17 protein-coding genes are annotated in these 17,540 nt (G+C 63.9%); 7 read left to right on the plus strand and 10 right to left on the minus strand.

All coding sequences use genetic code 11. The features are described from left to right. Nucleotides 1–3 precede the first annotated feature (3 nt). The 4 genes from ACQY4T_RS23725 to ACQY4T_RS23740 form a co-directional block, all read right to left on the minus strand. Nucleotides 4–894 carry an alpha/beta hydrolase gene (locus ACQY4T_RS23725; protein ID WP_428535699.1) on the minus strand — a complete coding sequence of 297 codons (891 nt, stop codon included), beginning with the start codon at nt 892–894 and terminating at the stop codon, nt 4–6. Between the two features lie 21 nt (nt 895–915). Further along, nucleotides 916–1,845: a fumarylacetoacetate hydrolase family protein gene (locus tag ACQY4T_RS23730; protein ID WP_428535701.1), complete on the minus strand. Its 930-nt coding sequence runs from the start codon at nt 1,843–1,845 to the stop codon at nt 916–918. A gap of 45 nt (nt 1,846–1,890) precedes the next feature. Beyond that, on the minus strand, nt 1,891–3,063 hold the full coding sequence (locus tag ACQY4T_RS23735; protein ID WP_428535703.1) for a YncE family protein: 1,173 nt from the start codon (nt 3,061–3,063) through the stop codon (nt 1,891–1,893). Between the two features lie 210 nt (nt 3,064–3,273). Beyond that, complete coding sequence (locus ACQY4T_RS23740; RefSeq protein WP_428535705.1) at nt 3,274–4,428, minus strand: ISNCY family transposase; 1,155 nt, start codon at nt 4,426–4,428, stop codon at nt 3,274–3,276. Between the two features lie 187 nt (nt 4,429–4,615). Between ACQY4T_RS23740 and ACQY4T_RS23745 the strand changes: the two genes are divergently transcribed. The 3 genes from ACQY4T_RS23745 to ACQY4T_RS23755 are packed head-to-tail and all read left to right on the plus strand — an operon-like array spanning nt 4,616 to nt 7,679. Further along, nucleotides 4,616–5,848 carry an LLM class flavin-dependent oxidoreductase gene (locus tag ACQY4T_RS23745; protein WP_428535707.1) on the plus strand — a complete coding sequence of 411 codons (1,233 nt, stop codon included), beginning with the start codon at nt 4,616–4,618 and terminating at the stop codon, nt 5,846–5,848. 13 nt (nt 5,849–5,861) lie between these two features. After that, the gene (locus ACQY4T_RS23750; protein ID WP_428535709.1) at nt 5,862–6,899 is read left to right on the plus strand and encodes an LLM class F420-dependent oxidoreductase; all 1,038 of its coding nucleotides are present in this window, start codon (nt 5,862–5,864) and stop codon (nt 6,897–6,899) included. 18 nt (nt 6,900–6,917) lie between these two features. Continuing rightward, on the plus strand, nt 6,918–7,679 hold the full coding sequence (locus ACQY4T_RS23755; RefSeq protein ID WP_428535711.1) for an SDR family NAD(P)-dependent oxidoreductase: 762 nt from the start codon (nt 6,918–6,920) through the stop codon (nt 7,677–7,679). Here the strand turns inward: ACQY4T_RS23755 and surE are convergent. After that, nucleotides 7,671–8,456: a 5'/3'-nucleotidase SurE gene (gene surE / locus ACQY4T_RS23760; protein ID WP_428535713.1), complete on the minus strand. Its 786-nt coding sequence runs from the start codon at nt 8,454–8,456 to the stop codon at nt 7,671–7,673. The two genes, ACQY4T_RS23755 and surE, sit on opposite strands and share 9 nt — an antisense overlap. A gap of 91 nt (nt 8,457–8,547) precedes the next feature. On the opposite strand from surE, the gene ACQY4T_RS23765 reads away from it, so the two are divergent. Next, complete coding sequence (locus tag ACQY4T_RS23765; protein WP_428535715.1) at nt 8,548–9,360, plus strand: amidohydrolase family protein; 813 nt, start codon at nt 8,548–8,550, stop codon at nt 9,358–9,360. 6 nt (nt 9,361–9,366) lie between these two features. Here ACQY4T_RS23765 and ACQY4T_RS23770 read toward each other — a convergent pair whose 3' ends face one another. Then, on the minus strand, nt 9,367–10,416 hold the full coding sequence (locus tag ACQY4T_RS23770) for a TIGR03617 family F420-dependent LLM class oxidoreductase (RefSeq protein ID WP_428535717.1): 1,050 nt from the start codon (nt 10,414–10,416) through the stop codon (nt 9,367–9,369). A gap of 3 nt (nt 10,417–10,419) precedes the next feature. Then, on the minus strand, nt 10,420–11,202 hold the full coding sequence (locus ACQY4T_RS23775) for an enoyl-CoA hydratase (protein ID WP_428535719.1): 783 nt from the start codon (nt 11,200–11,202) through the stop codon (nt 10,420–10,422). 85 nt (nt 11,203–11,287) lie between these two features. On the opposite strand from ACQY4T_RS23775, the gene ACQY4T_RS23780 reads away from it, so the two are divergent. After that, nucleotides 11,288–12,274 (plus strand): LLM class flavin-dependent oxidoreductase, encoded by a 987-nt coding sequence (locus ACQY4T_RS23780; RefSeq protein WP_428535721.1) that lies wholly within the window; start codon nt 11,288–11,290, stop codon nt 12,272–12,274. Here the strand turns inward: ACQY4T_RS23780 and ACQY4T_RS23785 are convergent. Beyond that, on the minus strand, nt 12,271–13,017 hold the full coding sequence (locus tag ACQY4T_RS23785; RefSeq protein ID WP_428535723.1) for an SDR family NAD(P)-dependent oxidoreductase: 747 nt from the start codon (nt 13,015–13,017) through the stop codon (nt 12,271–12,273). The genes ACQY4T_RS23780 and ACQY4T_RS23785 overlap by 4 nt on opposite strands. Beyond that, nucleotides 13,014–13,214 carry a hypothetical protein gene (locus ACQY4T_RS23790; protein ID WP_428535725.1) on the minus strand — a complete coding sequence of 67 codons (201 nt, stop codon included), beginning with the start codon at nt 13,212–13,214 and terminating at the stop codon, nt 13,014–13,016. Before ACQY4T_RS23790 ends, ACQY4T_RS23785 begins: the two co-directional genes overlap by 4 nt. A 294-nt stretch (nt 13,215–13,508) precedes the next feature. Here ACQY4T_RS23790 and ACQY4T_RS23795 point away from each other — a divergent pair, with 294 nt between their 5' ends. Continuing rightward, complete coding sequence (locus ACQY4T_RS23795; protein ID WP_428535727.1) at nt 13,509–14,561, plus strand: sulfotransferase; 1,053 nt, start codon at nt 13,509–13,511, stop codon at nt 14,559–14,561. Here the strand turns inward: ACQY4T_RS23795 and ACQY4T_RS23800 are convergent. Then, complete coding sequence (locus tag ACQY4T_RS23800; protein ID WP_428535729.1) at nt 14,483–15,433, minus strand: hypothetical protein; 951 nt, start codon at nt 15,431–15,433, stop codon at nt 14,483–14,485. The two genes, ACQY4T_RS23795 and ACQY4T_RS23800, sit on opposite strands and share 79 nt — an antisense overlap. 252 nt (nt 15,434–15,685) lie before the next feature. On the opposite strand from ACQY4T_RS23800, the gene ACQY4T_RS23805 reads away from it, so the two are divergent. Beyond that, entirely contained in the window at nt 15,686–17,152 is a 1,467-nt protein-coding gene (locus tag ACQY4T_RS23805; RefSeq protein WP_428535731.1) for an oligosaccharide flippase family protein, read from the plus strand. The last annotated feature ends 388 nt before the right edge of the window (nt 17,153–17,540 follow it).

Below are 17,540 nucleotides of genomic sequence, written 5' to 3' on the forward strand. Positions count from 1 at the left end.
CAATCACGCCCCGCGAATAACGTTCCGCACGAACGACCCACCCGAGGCAATCGCGCGCCTCCCCGCGGCCAGCATCGGGAAGTAAATGTGCCAAATGTGGATCATTTCCGGCCAGATCTGCAACTCGACCGGCACGTCCGCCACACCGGCGCGACGCGCCAGGGCAATCGAGTCATCCAACAGCGTCTCCGCCGCCCCGACCTGGATCAGCAACGGCGGCAGCCCGCGCAGGTCGGCATACATCGGCGAGGCATGCGGATGGCGCGGGTCGGCACCGCCGAGATACCACTGCGCCATCATTTCAATGGTCGCCTTCTGCACCGTCGGATCGGTTTCCGCGCGATCGACGAATGACGCGCCCAGCGCCTGCATGTCCACCCACGGCGAGATGCACCAGCCGCACCCCGGCATCGGCAAGCCGGACTCGCGGATCGCCAGCATGGCGGCCACCACCAGCCCCCCGCCCGCGCTGTCGCCCGCCAGGGCGATGCGGTTCGGCTTGATCCCGCTGTCCAGCAGAAACCGATACGCCGCCAGGCTGTCTTCCACCGGGGCGGGAAACGGATGCTCCGGCGCCAGCCGATAATCGATCCCCAGGGTTCGCGCACCAGCCGCGCGCCCGATCTCGGCGATCAGGTGCCGATGACTCTGCAACGAACAGATGACGTAGCCGCCGCCGTGCAGATACAGGACCACGCTCGATGAATCCGCGCCCGGCGTCGACGTCCATTCCGCTTTCACACCATTGGCGTTCACCGGCTGCACCGTCACATCGCTGGGCAGAACGAACGCCTTGGAACGTTCATCGGCATCGATGCGCATCTGTGCGACTTCAGTCGCCCGAGGCCGAGCCGCCAGCATCTGACGCACTTTGATGATTTCGGAATCAGCCATGGCTCTCTCTTTCCAGACCCCTCAGGCTGTCTTTGCGTGTTTGCCGGTCAATTGATGCGTCGGACCTTCCTCGTTCCTCTTCTGCCGATCCAGTCGAGTCTCGCGCGACCAGGTCCGCTTCAATTCGTCGCGGATGTTGAACCGCAGCCGCCCAAGACCCTGGGTTTCCAGTTCCACCACGTCGCCGTCCATGAAACTGGACAGGCCGCGATGGTTGGTGCCGGTGGCCAGAATGTCGCCCGGTTCAAGCGTATGGATCGACGTCACCCACTCGATGCACCGGGCAATGTTGTGGGCCATGTCATCGGTATTGAACGATTGTTTCAGATCGCCATTGACCCACAACTTGATCGGCAGCTTCTGCGGGTCCTCGATCTCTTCCTTGGTCACCAGATAGGGACCGATCGGAGCAAACGTATCGCGCGATTTCATCTGGAAGAACACGTTGCCCGGCGGCGGCAGGCCGCGCGCCGATCCGTCGATGAAATTGATATAGCCGAACACATGCCTCATCGCATCGGCGGCCGACACCGCGGAGGCGCGCTTGCCGATCACCACCGCCATCTCCGCCTCGCCCTCGAAGATAATCGCCGGCACATCCGGCAGCACCATCGTATCTCCGGGCCCGATGATTGCGCTCGGTGCCTTGTGAAACGCGTTGATCGGCGCCGGCTTCGCCAGCGTGCCGTCCTCCATGTAGTTCACCGCCATGCAGACAATATTGCCCGGCTTCGGCAGCGGCGCCCGGATGCGGACACTGCCAAGCTTCGCGCCGGACCCGGTCGCCGCCGCCTCCAGCTTGGACCGATACAGGTCGAACCCTCCGATCAGGCTATTCATCAGATCGCCCGGTCCCGCGTGCGGGATATCCTTCACCACCGCGGACACGTCATGGATCGTGTCGCCCTTGACCACGCCAAGCTTGAACTCGTCAAAAAATGCCAGCTTCATGACCGTCCTCCCGACCTTTGCAGGCTACCCTAAACCACCCCCAGGCTACCGCGCCAGACCGCGCATCGACGCCGGTTGACCGGGCAGCTTGATCGCCGGTCCCACCTGGGTCGGCTTGCCACCGGCCAGCCGGAACACCTGCAGGTCCTGGTCGATGTAGTTACCGACGTAGACATACGCGCTGTCGGGACTGTAAGCGATGCCCTCGGGCAACGCCCCAAGCGGTGCGAAGCCGGAAGCCGCCAGACCGCCGTTCGGCTCGATCGACATGATCGCCAATTCGCCACCCTTGGTCTTGAACCAGTCGCCTTGCTTCGCGCCCGACCCCTGCGCCATCGCCGCCGCGGCCGTCTTGCCGTCAGGGGCAATGGCGAAACCCTCGGGTGAGGTGCCAGGCGACGTGATGCCGACGACGTGCGGATGCGCACCGGTGGCCTCGATCACCACCTCGGCGTCAGCGTTGTTCTTCATCGCACCGATATTGGACGCAATGACATATTTTCCGTCCGGCGTGACATCGATGTTGTACGGAAAGATCGCCGACGGAATGTCCATCGTCTTGTCATAGGTCACCTTCTGGCCGTCGATACTCAGCACGGCAATCTTGTTGACCAGGTTCAGGCAGACGAACGCGCGTTTGCCGTCGGGCGTGATCGCCACCGCGGCCGCTTCCTGCTCCAGCGGCACATCGCCCCGTGACTTCACCGCCCCGTTCTCGATCGATAACACCGAGACGCTCTTGCCCGCTCGGTTTGCAATCAGCGCCAGGTCGCCTTGACGGGAAATCGCCAGCCCCGACGGTTGTTTCCCGACCGTTACGGTATCCGCCAGCCTGGGCGGATTGGCATCCAGGTCGATGACGAACAGCTTGTCGTCCGGCGCGGTCTTCCAAGCGCTGCCCTCTTGTTTCGTCACCACCGAGTTCGCCACCAGCCCCAACTTGCCGTCCGGCGTGATCTGCAGATTGGTCGGCGGTCCGAGCAGCGAATTCATCAGCGGCAACGACGCTCGGATACGCGGCTTTGCAGGATCGGAGACGTCCATCACCAGCACCGCGTCCTTGCCGGGCGCCCCGGTCACCGGGCCATTCGCCTCATAGGTCACCTTCTGGTCCAACCCGATCAGCAAATCATGGACACTGGCAACCGATGGCGTCGGCGCCGTCAAGCAATAGAAGATTAGCTCACCGGACAACATCAGCGCCGCGCGCGTCTTCATTGTTCGCTTCCCCCACTCTATCGTTCCGCGAACGCTAGACGCGCGCCGATTGCAGCGCAACCTGTCCGTGACGCGTGAAGATGTCCGCCTGATAAAACAAATCAAATGTCCATCTCGGTGGTTTTTGATGCGCCGGTGGAGTTGTGTGTAACGCGCTTGCGTTATGCACAAATCCACCGGTGTCTTTCGCCGGAGTGTTGAATGGCATGGTCATGCGGCGGCCCTCGGAACGGTTGGTTGGATGGCTACGGCGTCGCGGTCATAGCGGCCCAAGCAGCGCGGCCCATCGAAGATCGCCAGACCGCCATCAGGGTATTCATGCACCCGGATCGTCGCCCGGACGTAGTGATGGCGGTGTGTCTGCTCGGGGATCTGCAGCGTTTTGCCGCGCCATGACACGCAGTTGTCCCGCCCGACACGGCGATCCTCTTGCAGGCACAGCGTATCCGCCAACGGAGCGCCGACATAGGCGACAAAGGCGGATCCTGCCTCGGATGCCGCGACGCCGAAGCGGGCATTGAAGTCGGGCATGAAGACCTCTCGTAGATACACGTTCGCAACCTCGGCGCTGGCCAGCCCGCGGATCCGCAGTTGCTGAGGAAGACGACCTTGCAGCGTGCCGAAAGCCCGCTCCATGCGACCGCGCGCTTCGGGCGAATAGGACGGGATGTGGCGGATGCCGAGCTGTGCCAGGGCGCGGCCGACCTGGGTGAGGTTCTGTTTGTCGACTTTGCCACTGGCCTCCGGCGTCAGGAAATAATGCGAGCCGCGATCGGTGTAGAACGCCCCGAAAAGCCCGTGCCGCTGGATCGTTTCAGCCAGTCCCCGCAGGCTCGACATGGTGCCTTCTTGCTCGGTCAGGAAGATCGAGGTGATGTGCCCGGTGGCATCATCGAGGGTGACGATCAGGTCCTGCTGGGCGGCGGTGCCGGGTAGCCAGCAATGCGTCGAGCCGTCCTGAAACAGCAGCATGCCAGGCAGCGGCCGCCGCTCGCGCTTCTTGCGGTGCTTGCCCCGCAGCGTCGCCTTTTGCACCAGTCCAGCCGATTGCAGCGCCAGCCGGGTGACCGTGTAACAGAGCTTGTAGTTGTGCTCGCGGCGCGCTGTCTCGTGGAAGTGCTTGACCGAGAAATCCCGATATCGGTCACGATACAGCGCGCACATCCGACCGATCTCCGTGGTGTCAGCACGCCGCGGCGACGCCGTCCGTAGGCGCCGGTCGCGCAGTCCCTCGACGCCTTCGTCGTCAAACCGGACGCACATACGGCGGAACTGCCGACCCGATACACCAAGCAGGTCCCCGGCCTGATCGGCGCTCAGACGCCGATGGCAAAAGCGCTCCAGCGCGGCCTCGAACCGGCTCACGAAAACACCCCACAAAGCCCGTTGTCGCCGCATGTCCTACCTCTCGAACAGGCGGCGAACATTCCGGACATTTCACGCGCTAACAAACACGGACAGATCACGCGCTCCCAACACGATTGCAGCGCAACCTTGACGCTCGCCTGGTCGGGTGCAAGCGTCGGGAAGCAGCGCCATAGGGAGAAGTCTAATGAAATTCGGGGTCTTCTACGAACACCAGTTGCCCCGCCCATGGACGGCGGACAGCGAATATCAGCTATTGCAGGACTCCCTGTTGCAGGTCGAATTGGCCGATCACCTCGGCTACGACTACATGTGGGAAGTCGAGCATCACTTCCTGGAAGAATACTCCCACTCCCCGGCCCCCGAAGTGTTCCTCGCCGCCGCCAGTCAACGCACCAAACAGATCCGCCTCGGCCACGGCATCGTCCAACTAACCACCAATCAACCACACCGCGTCGCCGAAAGAGTGGCAACGCTCGACCTGATCTCCGGCGGACGGGTGGAACTCGGCATGGGTGAAGGCGCCGGCCCCGCCGAACTGCACCCGTTCGGCGTCCGCGTCCGCGACAAACGCGACCGCTGGGAGGAAGCGGTGCAGGCCATCATCCCGATGTTCACAAAGGACAGTTGGGAATTTCACGGCAGATACCACGAATTCCCGGCCCGCAATGTCGTGCCGAAACCGTATCAGAAACCCCACCCTCCGCTATGGGTCGCATGCTCCAACATCCGCACCATCGGCGAGGCCGGCCAGTGGGGCATGGGCGCGCTCGGTTTCAGCTTCGTCTCCCCCGACGCCGCCAAGGCCTGGGTGCACAAATACTACAACATGTTCCTGCACCAGCCGCGCCGCCTTGCCGACTACGCAACCAATCCCAACGTCGCCATCGTCAACGGCTTCATGTGCGCCCCCACCGATCAGGAAGCGCTGGACAAGGCCGCCGGCTGGACCTTCTTCATATTCGCGCTGTCGTATTACGGACGAAAAGGTGTCGATGCACCCGGCAAGGGCGATCTGTGGCGTGAATACCAGGACTGGCGCCACACCGAGAAAGCGCAGGCCGCATTGCGCAACGGCCTGATCGGATCGCCCGAAACCATCCGCCAACGCCTGCGCCAATTCGAAGCCGCCCACGTCGATCAGGTGATCCTGCTGAACCAGGCCGGCAAGACCAGCCATCAGGACATCTGCGAAAGCCTCGACCTGTTCGCCCGCGAGGTGATGCCGGAATTCCACGCCCGGCACGACGCCCAGGACGAACGGAAACAGGACGTGCTGTCCGGCCGCATCGTGCTCCAGGATCTGGACACCGACCGATACGACCTCTACGCCCACCAGAACGAAGACATCGTCCGGATGACTCCGGAACAACTTAAGCAGCGCATGGCGGAAAAAGAGCGAATCGCAGCCGCCGGCTGATCAGGAGTTCGCCATGAAGCTGGGCCTCTCGATCGGATATTCCAAAGCCAAAATGGATCTACCGGTGTCGCTCGTCCAGCGCGCCGAGGAACTCGGCTACGACTCGGTCTGGTCGGCCGAAGCATACGGATCGGATGCCGTGACCCCGCTGGCATTCCTCGCCGCGGTGACCCGGAAAATCCACCTGGGAACCGGCATCATGCAATTGGCCGCGCGCACTCCAGCCAACGCCGCGATGTCGGCGGCAACCATCGATGCGATGGCCGGCGGCGGCCGCTTCATCGCCGGCCTCGGCGTCTCCGGACCGCAGATCGTCGAGGGTTGGTATGGACAGCCGTGGGGACGGCCGTATTACCGCCTGAAGGACTACGTCGCCATCATGCGCAAGATCTTCCGGCGCCAGGAACCGCTGACCCATACAGGGCACGAAATCACCCTGCCATACACCGGCGAAGGCGCCGCCGGCGTCGGCAAACCGCTGAAATCCATCCTGCACATGAACCCCGATATCCCGATCTATCTCGCAACCGGCAGCGAATCGACCGTGAAGCTGACAGCGGAAATCGCCGACGGCTGGCTGCCGATGGGCTTCGTCCCCGGCTGCATGGAAGAATACGGACCCTGGCTGCAGGAAGGCTTCCGCCGCGCCGGCAACGGCAAGAGCCTGAAGGACTTCGAAATCCAGGCCTCGATCCACGTCGAGATCGCCGACGACGTGAAATCCGCCTTGGCCAGGCTGAAGCCCGAGGTCGCGCTGTACGTCGGCGGCATGGGCCACAAGGACAAGAATTTCCACAAGGACCAGATGATCCGCCGCGGCTTTGGCGAAGCCGCCGACCGTATCCAGGAACTCTACCTCGCCCATCGCAAGGAAGAAGCCATCGCCGCGGTGCCCGACGAATGGGTCGATATGAAATCATTGGTCGGGCCACCGGTGCGCATCCGCGACCGTTTCCGCGCCTGGGAATCATCCGGCGCGACCAGCCTCACGGTCCGCTCGCGTCAGCCCGAGGCCATCGAAGTGATGGCGCAAGCCGCCCGGTTGAATTGAAAAACCCAAGGCTACATCATGCGATTTGAAAACAAGATCGCCCTGATCACGGCCGCCGCCAGCGGCATCGGCCGAGCAACCGCTGAGATCATGGTGCGAGAGGGCGCGACTGTGATTTGTATCGACAATCATCCGCAACGACTCGACGCTGCCATCGCTGCGCTCGGTGATCGTGCACATCCCCGCCTCTGCGACGCGCTGGACCAGACCCAGGTCGACGCCTTCGTCGCCGACACCGTCAAGCACTTCTCCCGCATCGATATCCTGGTGAACGCGGTCGGCGGCAGCACCATCATCGCCAAGCCATCGGCCAACGTCGAGGAACATTCGCTGGATGACTGGCAACTGGTGATAAAATTCAACCTCGATGGCACCTTCCTATTCACCCACGCTGTCGTGCCGGTAATGAAACAACAGCGGTCTGGAAAAATCGTCAACCTCGCCTCGATCGCCGGCCGCGGCGTCAGCGTGGCCAGCGGCAGCGCCTATGCCGCCGCCAAGGGCGGCATCATCGCCTTCACCCGCAAGCTGTCCTTCGAACTCGGGCCCCACAGCATCAACATCAACGCCATCGCGCCAAGCCTGACGCTGACCGAACGCATCCGCCCGCACTGGAATCAGCGCTCGCCCCAAGCGCAGACCGCTCAACTCGAGGCTACCCCGCTGCGCCGCGTGGCGGAAGCGTCCGACCAGGCCAAGGTGATCTGCTTCCTGGCCTCGTCGGACGCCGATTTCGTCACCGGACTGACGATCGACGTCACCGGCGGTCAGTCAGGCTGATTTGGCATCCACCAATCGCGGCAGATGCGCCGCCAGTTCGCCATACGCCTCGTCATCGGTCCGATCATATCGCAACGGAGTGACAACGATCTTGCCCGCCCGCATCGCCCGATAGTCACTCTCCGGCCCCTGCTGGATGTTGCCGCGCTTGAAATTCAGCCAGTGATAGGTCATCCCACGCGGATCGACCCGCGTTTCAACGTCCATCCCGGCCACCGCGCCCTCGCCTTGCCGAGCCAACGTCATCGGCCCCGCCTCGGTCGCCGGAACCGGTGGAAAGTTGATGTTCAGTACAGCGCTTTTGCCCCATCCCATCGCCCACAGCCGGCGGATCGTGTCAGGCCCCAGCGTCCGCGCGGTGTCCCACGGCACTGCGTCGCGGTTGCTGAACGCCTGGCTCAGCGCCAGCGCCGGGCAGCCCAGCATCATCGCCGTCATCGCACCGCCCACCGTCCCGGAAAACACCGTCTCCATCCCCAGGTTCAATCCGCGGTTGACCCCCGACAGTAGCAGTTGCGGCGGCGTATCCTTCATCAGATGACACAGCCCGATCGCCGCGCAATCGCCCGGCGTGCCGGTCACCCCGAAGCGCCGCTCGCCACGCTCGCTGATGCGCAGCGCGTGATGCAGGCTGATCGCGTGCGACTGCCCGCTCTGGTCGTGTTCCGGCGCAACCACCCAGACCTCGCGCGCGACCTGCGCCGCGATCTCCTGCATCACCGCCATGCCCGGCGCGTCGATCCCGTCGTCATTGGTCAGCAGTACCCGATCCAGCACACGACACACTCCCTGTTGTCGTCCCTGTGTGGCCCGGTTGCATCCCGCCCGGCAAGGGGCGAACATCTGTCGCAACAACGGAGCAACGCCCGTGCGCATCATCGACGCCCAGGTTCATATCTGGGGCAGCGGCAAACCCAGCGGCCAACACCGCCAGACCTCGGTCTATACCGCCGCCGAACTGATCGGCGAAATGGACGCAGCCGGCGTCGACAGCGCGGTGCTGCATCCGCCAAGCTGGGACCCGCACTCGAACGAAATGGCGATCGACGCGGCGGTCAAATACCCCGAAAAATTCTGCAGCCTCGGCTGGTTTCCGCTCGACGACCCGTCCCAGCGCAAACGGATCGAGACCTGGAAACAGCAGCCCGGCATGGTCGGCCTGCGCTGGTCGCTGACCCGCGACGGCCAGGAAACCTGGCACCAGGACGGCACCATGGATTGGCTATGGCCGGCGGCCGAAAAAGCCGGCACCCCGATCGCCACCATGGCCTGGCGCTTCCTGCCGCGATTCAAGCAGATCGCCGAGCGCCATCCGAATCTGAAACTGATCGTCGATCACCTCGGCCTGGTGCGGTCCGCCCAAGGCCAGGACGCCTTCGCCACCCTCGATGACCTGCTGCCGCTAGCCAAGCTGCCCAACGTCGCCATAAAGGCGACCGGAGCGCCCGGATATTCGCAACAGTCCTACCCGTTCCGTGACATCCAGGATGGCCTGCATCGCATCTTCGACGCTTTCGGCCCCGACCGCTTCTTCTGGGGCACCGACCTCACCCGCATGCCATGCAGCTATCGTCAATGCGTGACGTTCTTCACCGAGGAACTGCCCTGGCTCAACCCCAAAGACCAGGAAAAGGTCATGGGACAGGCCGTCACCAACTGGTTGCAATGGCAACAACCATGACCGCGATCACCACGCCGTCTGATAACCCCGGAACGGCGTCGCGATCCGCTTGATCTCCCCAATCACATCCGTCGGCACATCGCCACCGGCAGCCGACGAATCCGCCCGCAAATTCAACGCGTCGCTCAAGCCCCCGAACCGTTCATCGATACGCGCCGCGATTTCCTGGTGCGTCCCGACGGCGGCAAACAGATGCACCAGATCGTCCGACACCCGACCGGCCATCTCGCCCCATTTTCCCGCCTTCGACATGGCGTTCAGTTCGCGCCCCAGATCGCCGTATCCGTGCAGCTCCAGCACCCCCCAATAGCCCGGCGTCGAGCCATAGAACGCCACCCGACCGCGCACGATCTCGAACGCCTTCGCCACCGCCTCGGCGTCCTTGCCGGTGGCAACGAACCCGCCGCCGGTTATCTCGAAATGCTCCCGCACCCGTCCGGTCCGAACCATACCCTCGCGCACCCTGGGGACGATCGCCTCCTCGATGTAGCGCCTTGTGCAGAACCCGTGCAGGCGCACCCCATCGGCCACTTCCCCAGCCAGTCGCAACGAATGCTCGCCCACCGCCGCCAAGGTAATCGGCACCATCCGCTGACCGGTGGACGGCGGTACGAAATACGGCGGCATCAGCGTGAACGTGTAATGCTTACCGCGAAAATCCAGCTTCTCGCCCTGCCGCCACGAAGTCCAGATCGCCCGCAGCGCCTGCACATATTCGCGGAGCCTCGGCGCCGGCGCGGTCCAATTTACACTGAACCGCTTTTCGTTATGCGGGCGTATCTGCGGCCCGATCCCCAGCACGAACCGCCCCAGCGATGCGTTCTGCAAGTCCCAGCACGCATTCGCCACCACCATCGGGCTGCGCGGAAACGCGATCGCAACCGACGTCCCCAATTCCACCCGCCTCGTGTTCACCGCGGCGATCGCGTGCGCCAGAAACGGATCGTGCTTGTTCTCCATCGTCAGCAGACCGTCATAACCGGCCGCCTCCGACGCGATCGCCGACGCCGCCGTCAGCCGCAGATCCGCCTGCGGCAGCGTATTCAACACCCGCATCGCTTATCGCCCGGTGAACACCGGCCGCCGCTTTTCCTTGAACGCCGCCACCGCCTCGCGATGATCCTCCAACTGCGAGCACCGCGCCTGGTTGAACGCCTCGATGTCCATGCAGCCGACGAAATTGCCGGTCTCCGCCGCCGCCAGGTTCCGTTTGGTGTAACCCAGCGCGACATGCGGCATCGAAGCGATCCGCCGCGCCATCGCCATCGTCGTCGTCATCAGCTCGGCGTCGTCAACAACCTTGTTCACCAACCCAATCCGCAACGCCTCATCCGCGTCGATCATGTCGCCGGTGAAGAACAACTCCCTGGCCTTGGCAGTGCCGACCAGCCGGGTCAGCGTCCATGTCGCGCCCCAATCGCCCGACAAACCAATCTTGATAAATCCGGTCCCAAAACGAGCCGACCGCCCCGCCACCCGCACATCGCACGCAGTCGCCATCCCCAATCCCGCGCCGACCGCGACTCCATTTATCATGCCGATGATCGGCTTCGCGGTGTTGTGCATCAGCATCGGCACCCGGCCCGATTGCAGGATGCCCCCCGCGCGTTCCTCGAACGGCCTGGCTGACCGGCTGCCCATCGTCTTGACGTCGCCGCCGGCACAGAACCCCCGCCCCGCCCCAGTCAGCACGATACAGCCGATTGCCGTGTCCGCGCCCAGCCGCGCGATCGACTCGAGCAGCCCCAGCCGGATCTCGTCCGACAACGCGTTCAAATTCTCCGGCCGATTCAAAGTCAGCGTGGCGACGCCGTCTTCAACGGTCTCGATCAGATCGGCCATCAGCTTCCTCCGCACCATTCCACTCCAGCTTGGCGTGGCAGGTCGTCACCTGCAACACTCCACCCAACAGCGACGGAGCGACCGCATGACCCTGACCCTCGATAGCCGCCTGCGCGTCGGCATCCAGACCATCCATCGCCGCACCGAACCCGCCGACGCGCCCTGGTTGCCGCGGATCGACGAACTGGCCGACCTGGTCAAGCTGGTCGATGACTGCGGCTACGATTCACTCTGGACCGGCGACCACATCTCGTTCCCGGTCGCGATCCTCGATCCGCTGCTGCAACTGGCGCAGGCCGCCGTCGTCAGCCGCCGCCTTACCCTAGGCACCTCGGTGCTGCTGCTGCCGCTGCGTCACCCCACACCGGTGGCCAAGCAAATCACCACGCTGGATCATCTGACCGAGGGCCGCCTCATTCTCGGTGTCGGCGTTGGCGGCGAGTTCCCCCGCGAATACGAAGCCTGCGACGTCCCCCACAACGAACGCGGCGCCCGTCTGGCCGAGGGCGTAACGGTGCTGCGCAAATTCTTCACCGGCACCCCGGTCACCCACCACGGCAAGTTCTACGGCCCGTTCCAGGACGTTGCAATGAACCCGCCGCCACGCCAACCGGGCGGCCCGCCGATCTGGTTCGGCGGCCGCCAAGCCCCCGCCCTGCGCCGCACCGGCCGACTCGGCGACGGCTACCTGGCCTATGTCATCTCACCCGAGATGTATCGCACCGCCCTCGAAACGATAGACCAGGCCGCAACCCAGGCCGGCCGAGGCACGATCCCGTTCGGCACCGGCCATCTGCTGTTCACCCGCCTCGATCAGACCTACCAGGCAGCCTTGGACCACGCCACCGAGACCCTCAGCGTCCGCTACGCCATGGACTTCCGCAAAGCAGCGCAGCGCTACTGCGCGCTCGGCACTCCGGCGATGGTCGCCGAACGCATCCGCGAATTCCACTCAGCCGGCGTCCGCCACGTCATCCTGGATATGCTCGGTCCGTACGAACAAAAAACCGAGCAGATCACCTGGTTCGCGCAACAGGCGCTTCCGCTGCTGGCCGACCTCACCGCCGGCTAAAGCAACTGCCCGCCATCGACCACGATAGTCTGTCCGGTCACCCAGGACGCCAACGGCGATGCCAGGAACATCACCACGTTCGCCACCTCTTCCGGCAACCCCATCCGCCCGAACGGGATCGAGCCCAACGCCGCAGCGTAAAGCTTCGGGTTCTCCGTCTTGCGCCGGTCCCACACCCCGCCGGGAAACTCGATCGACCCCGGCGCAACCCCGTTCACCCGGATCCCGCTCTTCGCATACATCGCCGCCTGCGTGTTGGTATAATGGATCACCGCCGCCTTGATCGCGCCATAGGGCGGCTGCCGCGCCGCCGCCCGCAACGCCGAAATCGAGGACGTGTTCACCACGCTCCCCTTCGACTGCGCCAGAAACGGCAACGCCGCCTGCGTGGCATGAACGATCGCCAGCATGTCGATCGCCAGGCTGGCGACCCATGCCGCCTCGTCATCCGCCGCGCCAAATGCCGAGGCATTGTTCACCAGCACGTCAATCCCGCCCAACGCGGCGCCCGCCTCGGCGATATAGGCCTTGACCGAGCCCTCATCGCCCAGATCGACCGAGGCGGCGTGCGCGGTCCGCCCATGCGCGGCGATCTCCGCCCGCGTCTGCTCCAGCCCCTCGGCCCCGCGCGCGCAGATCGACACGTCAGCGCCGCTGGCCGCCAGCCCCAACGCGATGGCGCGCCCGATGCCTCGGCTGCCGCCGCAGACGATGGCTTTGCGGCCGCTGAAGTCGATGTTCATCGCGATCCTCCGGTTGCGTCGGCCGGATCGAACACTGCTTTGGCGTCGCCGCGCAATGCGGTGGTGACATCACCATGCAATGCGGCGCACGAGGCGTTATCGAAATACGACATGTGCCCACCCGGATAGACCCGCAACGCGATCCGCGCCGACCCGGGCATCCGCTCCGCCAGCCCGAGCATTTGGTGCGTCGTCACCTACTCCGGCAAACCTGTGCCGTCCGCCTCGTGCCCCCCGTCTGCCAGTTGCGCCCAAACCAAATCGGAAAATCCGAACACCATGCCGGTCAAAACCGCATCTATATATTTTGTTGTCAAACTAAAGACCGGCGTTAACCCACTACGGCTGCTGTTACCGTAAACTACAAACTACACATACCCGCGTACTGCGACCCAACACGCGATTGTAGCCCTTAAACTCTCAGACGAATCCGCTAGTTAAGCCATGGCTCACGTAAGTCCCCCCTCGTCCCGACGGAGCATAGGCAAATCATGCGGGGAACTGTTTCCGCCGGAACAGATAAATTTAACTTAACAAGCGAGTATAATTTTCGCGATACACGGGCCGGTAGTGATGAATGGCTGCGGCTCGCCAAATCGGCGATACTTGTCATCGGCGCCGCCCGCTCCGGAACTTCTTGGCTAGCCAAGATATTCGATAGTCATCCCAACATCCTCTACCGCCACGAACCCGATGAGGTAATGCCCCCGGTTCCAGGGCTTGACCCGGCGGAGCAAATCAGAATCTGGCTCCGACAACGCGCACGCCGCGCCGCCGACAAACGTCCGGTGTTCAGAAAAGCCTGGCGTCCACCACCCCTGGACGCAACCCGAGAGACAATATCCGCGGTCATCGCGGCTTCGCAGCGGATTCCTGGCCTCGCCCGCATCGCCCAGCGAGCCGGTGTCCCCGATCTGGTCGCCCCGGCCCGCTGGGGAACGGTCCGAGCCGCCGTCAAGATCGTCAACTGGGATCCCAGTCACGTCGCCCGCTGCATGCCGGAGACACGCTGTGTATTCATCCTGCGCCATCCCTGCGGCCAGGTCGCCTCTGTCATGGCTGGCTTCGCCAAGCGGCAGTTCGACGCCATGCCAAAACACCCAGGTGCCCCGCAAGACCTGATCGCCGCCAACTGGGCCGAACGCCACGGCGTCGATCGCCGCAGCTTCCAGGCGCTGCCCGAACCAGCCAGGCATGCCTGGGCCTGGCGCGCCTTCAACGACCCGGCCGTCGAGGCGCTGCGCGATCTGCCTAATGCGCGTATCGTCATCTACGAAGACCTGTGCCGCCAGCCGGAACACACCGCACGTGACCTGTTCGCCTTCGCCGGCCTCGACTGGCAATCGCAAACCAACGACTTTCTCGGCACCAGCACCCAGCTTGACCGGTCGAACGGCTACTTCGACGTGTTCCGATCGACCAGCCTCATCGCCGACCGCTGGCGCCAGACCATGAAGCCGCCTGATCAGGACGCCGTGCGCGCCGTCATCGCCACCTCCTCGCTCTGCAGGTTCTGGCCGGACCTGACGCCCCCGGCAGCATAAAATTTGGGCCGCCGGGCCGGCCGGCGCGGCATCGCCTCGGACACCTCCGCCGATGCATGCCCGAACCGCCAGGCAATGTCCTCCTGGAACCGCGTCAGGTTCGCCAACCGCGCGCGGCGATCATTCTGCAGCGCCTGCAGCAGGCGGTTGGTCAGCGGTGCGCTCGACAACCGGGGCAACCGCTCCGGCGTCAGCATGTCCACCAACTCCCGCAACAGCATGCGCGCCCGGTTCGCCGGGGAAAAACCGCCATGCACCCGCACCCGGCCCTGGCGATCGGCACGCGCCTGATACAACAGCGCATCGTCGGCCAGCCAACTGACGACACCGTTCGCCGCCGGCGCGAGCCTGGACGTGATCGAGCCGGCAAAGCTGAACGGCCGACCCGCCTCGCCGAAAAACGCCTGGGTGCAAAAATCCGACACCACCACGCCGTCGATCACATACGCCGCCGACACGTCTGGGCACGCCGCGCAGACATCGATCAGATACTCCACGGTGCCCTGTCCCGGCAAGCAAGAAGGCCCCGATCGGCGCGCCGAACCACTAGGATTGACTAAAAGGCGCAACAACTCGTGACTGGCCGCCAGCGACCAGTTCGGGCCATACGGCACCAGCACATAGGGCGTGTCGTCAGTACGCGTGCGATGAAAGCCGTTGGCGTCGTCCGCCTCCAGCGTGTCATGCACGATCAGCGGGATGTAGCCAGCCGGAATAGCCTCGAACCGAGCCGCGACAACCAGCGCCGAGACACCCCATTCCGCCGCGAAATCACGCAGCACCTGACACTGCAACGCCGCCGCGACCGCGGCTAACTCCTCTGGGCAAATTCGATCGGTCAATGTAGTCACCGCGACGTAATGATGTATCATGTTTCGCCCCCGGCCCCAGCACTCAGTCGGGCAGGCATGTATCATTCAGCGTCATGGCAACGTGATTTGGCCTCCTCCAGATCGGTTCGGCATTATTGAAATCGTCCCGCACGGAAGCTTTTCGTATTGGTTTTTTTTGCATTGAACTTTCCGCCCTCGCGAGCGTAGTGACCGACTCGCCCAACCATTAGTAGTATTATCGGCCGAAAATATCGTCGGCCCGATCACCGTTATTCGCGAGGCTGTCAAACCGTGTACCGCCAGATCATCGGCTATATCCCGTCAAACGTGATCCCGGCGCTTGTCTCGGTTGTGATGGTCTACGCCTACACACGGTTGCTCTCGCCGGCGGCATTCGGCGGCTACAGCTACGTGTTTTCCGCCGTACTCATCCTGCAGACCTCGCTGTTTTACGCCCTGCCGATTGCGGTGATGCGGTTCTTTCCCGCCGCCGCGATCGCCGACCGCCAGGATGGCCTGCTGAAAGAAGCCTACTCCGTCTTCTACCTGATGGCTCTCGCCGTCGCAGCGATCTGCGTCGCGGCAGGCCTGATGATCAACCTGCCGGCGGACTATCGCATTGCCGCCTGGCTCGCCCTGCCGCTGCTGCTGTTCCGCTCGCTGGTGCAACTGAACCAGTCGGTCAACCGCTCCGCCAACCATATGCGGCACTACAACACCATCGAATGTATCCACGCCCTGCTCGGCCTCGGGCTGGGCCTCGCAGCCATGTCAGTGCTGGGCCGCGGCGCCGAGGCGATCGTCGTCGGCCTCCTGATCGCCGCCGTGCTGTGCTCCTCGATCGATCTGCGTCTGCTCGCCTCACCGATCCGCCGCACCGCCGGCACCCTGGACAAGACCGAACTGGTCCGGCTGGTCGCATACGCCTGGCCGCTGGTCGCGGTCGCCGCCACCGCGGTCATCCTGCAAAGCAGCGACCGCTTCCTGATCGGATCGCTCGCCGGTACGAGCGCGCTGGGAATCTACGCCGTCGCCTATAATCTGGTGGAGCGCCCAACCACGCTGATCTGCTCCTCGATCTCCACCGCAACCTTCCCCCTCGTCGTCCAGGTGCTGGAAAACCAAGGCATTGATGCGGCCCGCTTGCAAAATGGCCGCAACGGCATCGCCCTGCTCGTGGTCACCTTGCCGGCCTGTGCCGGCCTCGCCCTGACGGCCGATTATATCGCCGCCTCCCTGGTCGGACAGGACTTCCGCGCCGGTGTCGCCGCGCTGCTGCCGATCATGAGCTTCACGGCGCTGGCGCGCGGACTGCGCTCCCATTTCATCGATCACGCCTTCCATCTCTCCGGCCGACCGCTGCAGATGCTGTGGACTTATCTGCCCGCCACGGTGGTGAACATCGCACTCAATCTCTACGTCGTGCCGCGCTATGGTATGTTCGGCGCGGCCTGGACCGCGCTGCTCTGCCAGGGTGCCACGGTGGTCGGCGGCTGGTTCCTCGGCACCTCGCTGTTCCCGGTCTGGCTGCCGATCGGACAAGCGCTGCGCTGCCTGCTCGCGGTCGTACCGATGGCCGTCGCGCTGACCTGGATCCGCTTCCCGCTGAATTGGTTCGGCCTGTTCGAAGCCATCCTGCTCGGCGGCTCTATATATCTCGTCACCGCCATCGCCCTCGATGTCGGCGACGTCCGTTCGATCGGCCGCAAGGCCCTGCGCAAGCGGCTCGCCCCAAATGTCCCGGCACTCACTGACTAGCAAGGCCTAGGCAAGTTACCATCGCGGCCAACGCCATGAACCGCCGCTTTCGCGGGCCGTCCGCTTAAGCCCCGCAAGTTCGCGCAGAGCGGCTCCATCCCGCAGTCGGGAATCAGCCACAACGCGGCCAAGCCGCGACCGCGTAGGAAGCGAGCAGCATGACGAAGGCGAGAATCATGCCCGCAAGATAAGGGAAATGGCGACAGTGGGTGCTTGTCCATCCATGCCGTCGTGAACGGAATCAGCAACAACCAAAACAGCAGAAACCGCACCCTTCACACGCGGCACCAGCTTGAAGAAGGAGTGATGATTGTTGCTTTAGTTCGCGACATGGATGAAGCCCATAGTTCGCGACATGGATGAAGCCCATGAGGCCCAGGAACACAGC

Source organism: Rhodopila sp., assembly GCF_965277825.1.
Classification (GTDB): Bacteria; Pseudomonadota; Alphaproteobacteria; order Acetobacterales; family Acetobacteraceae; genus Rhodopila.